Origin of the sequence: Pseudonocardia ammonioxydans (assembly GCF_900115005.1) — a bacterium.
GTDB lineage: Bacteria > Actinomycetota > Actinomycetes > Mycobacteriales > Pseudonocardiaceae > Pseudonocardia > Pseudonocardia ammonioxydans.
In genome coordinates this window covers 1-8699 of the sequence record NZ_FOUY01000096.1, presented here as the reverse complement: position 1 = coordinate 8699, position 8699 = coordinate 1, and the positions used below count along the sequence as shown (strand labels likewise).

Sequence of the window (8699 nt, the reverse complement as noted above, 5' to 3'; positions counted from 1 at the left end):
TGGGTGCCGCCCGCGAGCACGGGATCATCGACGCCCTCGCCGCTGCCCGGGTGCAGGTGGTTGCCGATAGCGGATACCGCGGCGCCGGCCCGACGTTCGATCTCCCGCAGCGCCGGCGACCGGCCGATCGGGACACCGGTGAGCGCCGGCGGCTCTCCCCGGCGCAGCGGGAGGTCAACGCCGCCCACGCGGCGCAACGCGGGCCTGGGGAACGCGCCAACGCGATGTTCAAGAGCTGGAAGGTCCTGCGGAAGATCAGGTGCTGCCCGCAGCGGACCACCGCGCTGGTCAACGCGATCCAAACCCTCATCCTCGCTGGCTGACGCCAAGTGGAAAGAGTTCACTGACGATGTAGGGTCAGTGATCTTGGCGTAAGAACCTGCATCATCAGCGGCCCGGGCCCCGTCTCACCGTAGCGACACGACCCCGCCTCCGCGAGCTGCCGCACCCTCACCTGCACTCCAAATCCGGAACAGCCCGAAATTGTCGCAATTCGTCACGGAACTACAGCGTTCTCGCTCTCGTCGAAATGCCTGAGAGCAAATTCACGGGATGATTCGACATGCTCGGCCATGAGCCGCTCGGCCAGCTCGCTGTCCTGCGCTCGTAAGGCCTCGAGAATATTGCGGTGCTGCTCGATCGCGAGGGCGGCACGCTCGGCCGGGTAGGAATAGCGGGATCGGTAGCTCACGGTGAACGCAAGCACTTGCCCCATGATCGTTTGCAGCAGACTACTACCAGTCGCGTCGCTGATCAGTCTGTGGAACGCTAGGTCGGCGAGTGCCTGTTCGTGTGCCGTGCCGGATACGCCGACGCGTTCAAGTTTGGCCTGGGCGTCGAGGAGCGCGTCGATGTCCTTCCGAGTGCATGTGCGAGCGGCCTCCGCGGCCGCGTAGGCCTCCAGAACGGCACGCAACGAGTAAATTTGCACGATGTCCTTCGAGGTGATTCTGCGCACAGTCGCGCCTCGATTGGGCGTGAGTTCGACAAGGCCTTCGCTTTGCAGCGTGAACAGCGCCTCGCGAACGGGGGTGCGGCTGACACCGAGGCCCTCGGCAAGCGTCCGCTCCGGCAGCGGTTCTCCTGGCTTGAGGTTGCCGGAGAAGATTTCCTCGCGCAGGACTCGGGCGACGCCCTCGCTTGTGCGTTGCGACAGCGGAACGGTGTTGGGCTCCGAGAGCTGCATGTACCGGTCTCCGTTCTGGGCGGTCCATCGTCCGCCGGTCTGTCTCACGTGCGGACCTTTCGTGATCGATGACGATACGGGCACAAGCGTTCGCCGCGGCTATGGAGGACGGTTGCACGGCTCTGCCCGCTCGTTGCCGGGCGAGGACACCGGCGAACGCGCCGCACGAGACACCCCCGGTCAGCATCGCAACATTCGACGACGTGACAGACGGCAGCGTGCGGTTCCTGGTCAGCCGAAGCCGGCTTGCTGGTCAAGCCCCGTGCGGCACAACGCAGCGGTACACGGTCTCCGCACAGCCGAAGGACGCTTGCCGTCGTGGGTGCGAGGACGCGGGTGCCACGACCTGAGCTCGGTTGTCCGGCAGCACTCGCCGCCGACGGCCTTCCTCTCGGGTCACCCGTGAGGCGCGCTGCCGGCGATCGACACTGTCGGTGGTGCCGGTGGTATACACGTATGCCGTTGCCTGCTATACATGCCGCTGACGCCGGATCACGACGATGTGAGAGGAGTATCGGTGGACGACGAGCCCGACACGGTCGATGTGTACGACCGCGCAGGTTTCGGCCATCCCCTGGCACGAGGGGCCCGGCCAGCGGTGGTGGTGGTCGACTTCAGCTACGGATTCACCGACCCCGCCTACCCGACGGGCGCGGACATGACCGGGCCCGTGCTGGCGACGGGGCGCCTGCTCGCCGCTGCGCGGTCCGCGGACGTGCCCGTCGTGTTTACGACTATCGCCTACGACCCGGGGCAGGTCGGCGGACTCACTTGGCTACGCAAGGCCAAGGGTATGGCTGCACTGACAGCGGGAAGCCGGCTCGTGGAGATCGACGACCGCCTCGACGGTCGGCCCGACGAGCACATCATCGTCAAGACCGGTGCGTCGGCCTTCTTCGGAACGGGGCTGGCGACGTACCTGGTCTCGAAGGGCGTCGACACGGTCGTCGTTGCCGGTGCCACGACGAGTGGATGCGTCCGCGCGACCGTGGTCGACGCGGTCCAGTACGGCTTTCCAAGCCTGGTTCCGCAGGAGTGCGTCGCCGACCGGGCTCCAGGTCCCCATGCCGCGAGTCTGTTCGACATCGACGAGAAGTACGGCGACGTCGTGGACCTCGAAGAGGTCATCGACTACCTCACCCGACCGGTCGGCGCGGCCAAGACGCTCCTCGGCCCCGAGACCACACGCCCGCCCGCCACCGAGCCCAAGTCAGAGGTCCCTGCATGACCATCACGAGCCCTGATTCCACACCTGCGCCGGGCGAGCCCGCTCAGGCGATTCCCGGGAAGCGATTCGCCAGCCCGTTCGCGGTGACGACGCCCCCCGGCGCCGAGGGCTGGGAAAGCATGTACCCGTACTACGCGCTGCTCAGCACGGAACGCGCGGAGTTCGAGGACGGCAAGTTCTGGTTCTTCGACGGGATGCACAATCCCGAGCCGCTCTACCCGTTCGACACGATCATGACCGAGAACTGGTGGGTCACGGTCAGCCAGATGTCCACGCGGGTGTGGCCCATCCCGCTGGCGGGCGGGATCGACCAGCGCATCATCAACGGCTACCTCTACATCAGCCCGAACGCAGTGTCCGACGCCGACGAGATCGCCGCGCGGGCGGGGGATTTCGAGGTGCGGGCGGGGCACTATTACGAGAACTGGGACGAGATCTACGAGCAGTGGGTGGCCAAGGCGACCGACTGCATCGAACGGTTGAAGCAGATCAGCTTCACGCCGTTGCCGGAAAAGGAGCCGGAATCCGCAGTTTTCTCTCATCGCGGGCTGTACTCCACCTACGATTTGCTGACCAGCTATAGCGAGCTCATCCACAACCTGTTCGAGATGGGCTCCTACCATTTCGAGATGCTCAATCTCGGCTACGGCGCCTACCTGACGTTCCGCGAGTACTGTCAGGCCGCCTTCCCGGGGATCACCGACCAGACGATCGCCAGCATGGTCTCCGGCATCGACATCATGCTGTTCCGACCCGACGACGAGATCCGCGCGCTGGCCAGGCTCGCCGTCGACCTCGGGCTGACCGAGCAGCTGCTCACCCACGAGGACCCGGGGACCGCCATCGCCGCAGTCGCCGCCCAGCCGGTCGGCGGCCGCTGGATCGAGGCTTTCGAGCAGGCCAAGGACCCGTGGTTCTGGTTCTCCACCGGAGCCGGATACCAGCACAGCGACCGCGCGTGGATCGACGACCTGCGACTGCCGTTCACCGCCCTGCGCGGCTACATCAAGAACCTGCTCGACGGCCACGAGATCGAGCGCCCGCTCGAGGCCATCCTCGCTGAACGGGTCCGGGTGACCGACGAGTACCGTACCTACCTGCCCACCGATGCCGACCGGGAGTCGTTCGACGGGCTCGTCGAACTCGCCCGCAAGGTCTTCCCGTTCGTCGAGAACCACAACTTCTACGTCGAGCACTGGCACCACTCGATATTCTGGTCGAAGGTGCGCGAACTGGGCGACGTGTTCGTCGCGCACGACTTCCTCGACGACCGCGAGGACATCTTCTACCTGCACCGCAACGAGATCTACTCGGCGCTTTACGACCTCAACATCGGGTGGGCGACCGGGACCCAGGCACGGGGCGTCACGTACTGGCGGCCGGAGGTCGAGCGCCGACAGCACATCCGCGACGTACTCAAGGCGAACCCGCCGCAGCCCGCGCTCGGCGTGCCACCGGACTACATTACCGAGCCCCTGACGGTGATGCTCTGGGGAATCAACCAGGAGTCGGTGCAGGAGTGGCTCGGCTCCGACGGTCAGGACCCGAACCAACTCAACGGCGTGGCCGCCTCTGCAGGAAAGGTGTCTGGCAAGGCCCGGGTGATCCTCGAACCCGAACAGCTCCACGAGGTCGAGGACGGGGACATCCTGGTCTGCCGGATCACCGCGCCGAGTTGGGCGCCGGTCTTCTCCCGGCTCTCGGCCGCCGTGTCCGACGTCGGCGGCATCATGGCGCACACCGCCATCGTGTGCCGTGAGTACGGCCTCCCGGCCGTTGTCGGCACGGGCTTCGCCACCACCACCATCAGGACCGGACAGCTCATCGAGGTCGACGGCGGCAACGGCGTCGTCCGCGTGCTCGAGGACGTGACCGCATGACCACGACAGAGACCCCTTTCGTCCTCCGGATCGACGACCCCGCGGCCGTCGCCAGCCCGCTGCTCGGCGGGAAGTTCGGCAGCCTCGCCGAGATGACCGCGGCCGGGTTTGCCGTGCCGCCCGGGTTCGGCGTCACCACCTCTGCCTATCGATACTTCCTCGCCGAGTCCGGGCTGGCGGACACTGCCCGCACGGTGCGGGCCGAGGCGCGCGATGCCGACCTGGCCCGCGTCCAACAGCTGAGCGCGGAGTTCTCGGCTGAGCTTGAGGGCGCGGCCGTGCCGCCGGCTCTCGAGGACGCCATCCGCTCCTCCTACGCCCGACTCGAGCAGGAGGCCGGGAGCGCCGACCTGCCGGTCGCCGTCCGGTCGAGCGGGGAGTCCGAGGACCTGGCCGGGGCCAGCTTCGCCGGTCAGTACGACACCTTCTTGTGGATCCGTGGGGTCGACGATGTCCTGACGCACGTCCGCCGGTGCTGGGCGGGCATGTTCGGCCCGGCCGTGCTGACCTACAAGCCGGATGTCACCGCCGACGCGGCGCTCGCCGACCACGGCATTTGCGTCGGCGTGCAGCGGATGGTGGAGGCGCGCTCCGCCGGCGTCATGTTCACTCTCGACCCGGTGACCGGCGACCGCTCGAAAGTCGTCGTCGAGGGCTGCTGGGGCCTGGGCGAGGGGGTGGTCGGCGGCGGCGTCACGCCGAGCCGCTTCGTCGTCGACAAGGTGACCTTCGAGGTCGTCCGACGCGAGCTGACACCGCAGGAGTCCGCGTACGGCGTCGACCCCGCCACCGGCGTGGTCGGTCTCGTCCCCGTCCCCGAGGACCGGCACCAGCGACCCTGCCTGACCGACGAGGAGATCGACGCACTGGCCAAACTGGCCAAGCGGATCGAGCACCACCGCGGCGCCCCACAGGACATCGAGTGGGCGGTCTCCGAGGACGGCGAGGTGTTCGTCCTCCAGGTGCGCCCGGAGACGGTCTGGGCGCAGCGCCGGGCCGAGCAACTCGTGGCGGCGCCGAAGTCAGCGGTCGGGCACGTGTTGGCCAGGTTCTCCGGCACGGGTGTCGCCGCGGCGAAGCGTCCGTCGTGAAACCCGCGCGCTTCGCCTACCACCGGCCGAACACCGTCACCGAGGCCGTCACACACCTGCGCGAGCACGCCGGCGGCGCCCGCGTGCTCGCCGGTGGCCAGAGCCTGGTCCCCATGCTCAACATGCGGCTCTGGCGGCCCGACGCGCTCGTCGACATCAACGAGATCGACGAACTCGACGACCTGCGCGTCCACGGTGAGCGCACCGAGATCGGCGCACTGGTCCGGTACTCGACCCTCGAGCGCTCGCCACTCGTGACCGAGCGGCTGCCGCTGCTCTCGCGGATCGTGACCCACATCGGCGACCGGCAGGTCCGCAACCGGGGCACCATCGGCGGGTCCCTTGTGCACGGCGACCCGACCGGCGAGATGCCCCTGGCCTGCCTCGTGCTCGACGCGACCGCCGTCGTGGTCGGGCCGGACGGCGTGCGCCGTATCCCCGTCGCGGAGCTGTACACGGGCTCGTACGCCACGGTGCTCGAACCGGACGAGCTACTCGTCGCGGTCGACGTCCCGCGGCACCCGCAGCACTTCGCGTTCCGCCAGTACTGCCGCAAGCACAACGACTTCGCAGTCGTCAGTGTGGTGGTCACGGGCGACCGGGACGCCGACGGCACCTGGCGCGACGTCCGCATCGCGCTCGGTGGCGTGGCGGACAACCCCGTGCTCGCCACCGCGGCGGCGAAGGGACTCGAGGGCTCGCGCCTGACCGACGCCGACCTCGACGCGGCGGCCGCGGCTGCCGCGGAGGTCATCGATCCGCCCTCCGACGTGCGTGCGTCCGCGGCATACCGGCGCCACCTGCTGCCGGTCCACCTCCGCCGCGCGCTGACCGACCTGCGGGCCCCACGCCCGTGACCCCGACATGCCCGCGGCGGCGTCCGCGGGTGGAAGAGAGATCATGCAACTCCGTGAGGAATTCGAGGTCGCGCAGCCGCTGACCTCGGTGTGGGCGTACTTCGAGCACCCCGAGAAGGTGGCCGGCTGTGTGCCCGGCGTCGAGGACCTGGTGCTGACCGGGCCCGACGACATCGACGTCCGGATCACTCAGAGCGTCGGCCCCATGTCGGCCACCTTCGCAGCGGCGGTGAAGATCGTCGAGCGGGTGCCGGAGAAGCTCATCGCCTTCACCGCGACCGGAAAGTCCGTCCGTGGGGCGATGGGCAACGTCCGCGCCACCGTCACCGTGCAGGTCGAGGCCGCAGGGCCGGACCGGACGACCGTCTCGGTCGACGGCGACGTGGTCCTCGCGGGCGCCTTGGGCAGCGTGGGACAGAAGGTCGTTGCCAAGCAGGTCAGGAAGGTCACCACCACGTTCTCCCGGAACCTCGAGAGCGCTCTCGGCGGCGTCCCCACGCCGGCTTCGCATCCCTCGATCGGCACAGCGGCCTTCACCGACCGTGCCTCCACCTCGACCGCACCGGCACTCTCCACCCGCCGCGGGCCCGACCACTGGACGGTCGCTTCCGTCGTGTTGAGCGCCGTATCGGCGGTGCTCGGCGCGGTCGCCGTCTGGCAGAACCGGCGCGCGCGATGAGCACATCGATGCCCTGGACGGCACCGCGCGTGGAGGCACACGGCGAGGTCGAGGCGCTCGCCACCGAGTGGATCGCAGCCTACGACCAGGCCGAGCACCTGGTGCGGGCGCGGGACTGGCTCGTGCACCTTGCGCCCGCGGCAACGGCCGAGATGCGGATCGCGGCGCTGACCCACGACATCGAGCGGATGTTCCCGGGTGGGCCGGTCCTCCGGCACGCCGACGGGCGCTGGGACGACCCGGACTACCTCTTCCCGCACATGCTGCGATCGGCCGAGGTCGTCACGGTGTGGCTCGGGAACCTGGGCCCGGTGTCCGCCACCGTCGACCGGGCCGAGATCCGGCGTCTGGTCGGGCTGCACGAGGTCGGCGGCATCGACGGCGCCGACGAGGTCCAGGCGGCGGACTCGTTGTCGTTCCTCGAAACCCTCGCTGACCTGACGCGCGACTGGGTCCGTTCCGGCGTCTGCTCGCGGTCGCAGGCCGAGCGCAAGCTGCGCTACATGACCGACCGCGTGCGAACGCCCGCCGCTGCCCAGTACGCGGCCCCGCTCCTGGCGTGGGCCCTCGACCAGCTCCCGACGGAGTCGGAGACGGAGGTACCGCAACGATGACCGCATCGGTCGAACTCGCGGGAGTGAGCAGCATGGTGTGGGCGAACGGCCTTCGGCACCGGGTGCTGCGCTACGGGCGGGAAGGCGATCGTCCGCTGCTCCTTCTCCCGGGCATCACGACTCCGGCGGCCTGTGCGGACTTCCTCGCCGTCCAGCTGGCCGAACCGGGTTACCGGGTGACGGTGCCGGACGTGCGAGGACGCGGGGAGAGCGACCGGGCCCCGTCGGGATGTCACCGCCTGGTCGACTACGCCGCCGACGTCGCCGGGCTCGTGGAGGCGCTCGACCTGCACAATCCAGTGATCGTGGGCCACTCGATGGGTGCCCGGATCGCCGCGGCCTACGCGGTCCGCCACGCCCCCGACGACCACGGGCCTCTGGTGCTGGTCGATCCGCCGACCTCCGGACCCGGCCGCCGTCCCTATCCCACGACGCGGCAGGCGTTCCTCGACCAGCTCCGGCAGGCCCAGGCCGGAACCGACGCCGACGGTGTGCGCGCGTTCTACCCGCGATGGCCGCAGCGCGAGCTGGAGCTGCGCGCCCGCTTCCTCGCCACCTGCGACGAGACCGCCGTCGTCGAGACCCACGAAGGCTTCGAGACCGAGGACTTCGTCGACTACTGGAACGCTCTGCGCGGGGAGGTGCTCCTCGTACGCGGGGCCGACAGCCCGGTCGTGCCGGCCGACACGGCCGACGAGCTACACCGGACCCGCCCGGACATCCCGATGCTGAGCGTCGCCGATACCGGGCACATGGTGCCGTGGGACGACCTGGCCGGCTTCCTCGACGCCCTTCACCCGCATCTGTTGTCCTACCTCGAACCCAAGGAGTAGCCAGCCATGGACCAGAATCTGTTCAACGACATCTGCCTGCAGCAGCTGACGCTGTCCGGGGTGCACGAGGGCGAGACCGTCGTGGTGCTGACCCGGGGTGGGGAACGTGGCGAGTACGCGGACGCGTTCCTGTGGGCGATCCAGCGCCTGGGCGCGACCGGGTATCACATGCGGTTGCCGTCGCCGGCGAGTGCGGGTGGTGCGTGGGCGGTCGGGGATTCCGGGCTGGGCCGGATCCCGCTGGCGGTGGATGCGCTCAAGGCCGCGGACATGGTGGTGGACTGCACGTTCCTGCTGTTCTCCCCGGAGCAGTTCGCGATCCAGGACGCCG

The 8699-nt window shown here is 69.0% G+C and carries 10 protein-coding genes; 9 read left to right on the top strand and 1 reads right to left on the bottom strand.

Annotated elements, in window-relative coordinates:
* Positions 1-323: transposase family protein (locus tag BM093_RS33710; RefSeq protein WP_143105692.1), on the top strand; the 323-nt coding region annotated here is incomplete at its 5' end.
* 173 nt (positions 324-496) lie between these two features.
* On the opposite strand, the gene BM093_RS33705 is transcribed toward BM093_RS33710, so the two are convergent.
* A complete protein-coding gene (locus BM093_RS33705) occupies positions 497-1186 on the bottom strand; it encodes a GntR family transcriptional regulator (protein ID WP_093357228.1) in 690 nt (229 codons plus the stop codon).
* Positions 1187-1703: 517 nt separating this feature from the next.
* On the opposite strand from BM093_RS33705, the gene BM093_RS33700 reads away from it, so the two are divergent.
* The 8 genes from BM093_RS33700 to BM093_RS33665 form a co-directional block, all read left to right on the top strand.
* Positions 1704-2414, top strand: coding sequence for an isochorismatase family protein (locus BM093_RS33700; protein WP_245773983.1), 711 nt, complete (start codon positions 1704-1706; stop codon positions 2412-2414).
* On the top strand, positions 2411-4294 hold the full coding sequence (locus BM093_RS33695) for a PEP-utilizing enzyme (RefSeq protein WP_093357223.1): 1884 nt from the start codon (positions 2411-2413) through the stop codon (positions 4292-4294). The genes BM093_RS33700 and BM093_RS33695 overlap by 4 nt, the downstream gene beginning before the upstream one ends.
* Positions 4291-5385, top strand: a complete 1095-nt coding sequence (locus BM093_RS33690; protein WP_093357221.1) for a PEP/pyruvate-binding domain-containing protein — start codon at positions 4291-4293, stop codon at positions 5383-5385. The genes BM093_RS33695 and BM093_RS33690 overlap by 4 nt, the downstream gene beginning before the upstream one ends.
* Positions 5382-6242, top strand: a complete 861-nt coding sequence (locus BM093_RS33685) for an FAD binding domain-containing protein (RefSeq protein ID WP_093357219.1) — start codon at positions 5382-5384, stop codon at positions 6240-6242. Before BM093_RS33690 ends, BM093_RS33685 begins: the two co-directional genes overlap by 4 nt.
* Before the next feature lie 7 nt (positions 6243-6249).
* Positions 6250-6921 (top strand): SRPBCC family protein, encoded by a 672-nt coding sequence (locus tag BM093_RS33680; RefSeq protein ID WP_093357217.1) that lies wholly within the window; start codon positions 6250-6252, stop codon positions 6919-6921.
* A gap of 8 nt (positions 6922-6929) precedes the next feature.
* On the top strand, positions 6930-7535 hold the full coding sequence (locus BM093_RS33675) for a hypothetical protein (protein ID WP_143105691.1): 606 nt from the start codon (positions 6930-6932) through the stop codon (positions 7533-7535).
* Positions 7532-8368 (top strand): alpha/beta fold hydrolase, encoded by an 837-nt coding sequence (locus BM093_RS33670; RefSeq protein WP_093357212.1) that lies wholly within the window; start codon positions 7532-7534, stop codon positions 8366-8368. The genes BM093_RS33675 and BM093_RS33670 overlap by 4 nt, the downstream gene beginning before the upstream one ends.
* 6 nt (positions 8369-8374) lie before the next feature.
* Positions 8375-8699, top strand: a 325-nt coding sequence (locus BM093_RS33665) for a 2,5-dihydroxypyridine 5,6-dioxygenase NicX family protein (protein ID WP_483880044.1), incomplete at its 3' end; no start/stop codon positions are given.

Coding starts and splice junctions, on each gene's coding strand:
- BM093_RS33670 (WP_093357212.1), top strand. CDS start 7,532: ATGACCGCATCGGTCGAACTCGCGGGAGTGAGCAGCATGGTGTGGGCG.
- BM093_RS33705 (WP_093357228.1), bottom strand. CDS start 1,186: ATGCAGCTCTCGGAGCCCAACACCGTTCCGCTGTCGCAACGCACAAGC.
- BM093_RS33690 (WP_093357221.1), top strand. CDS start 4,291: ATGACCACGACAGAGACCCCTTTCGTCCTCCGGATCGACGACCCCGCG.
- BM093_RS33675 (WP_143105691.1), top strand. CDS start 6,930: ATGCCCTGGACGGCACCGCGCGTGGAGGCACACGGCGAGGTCGAGGCG.
- BM093_RS33695 (WP_093357223.1), top strand. CDS start 2,411: ATGACCATCACGAGCCCTGATTCCACACCTGCGCCGGGCGAGCCCGCT.
- BM093_RS33680 (WP_093357217.1), top strand. CDS start 6,250: ATGCCCGCGGCGGCGTCCGCGGGTGGAAGAGAGATCATGCAACTCCGT.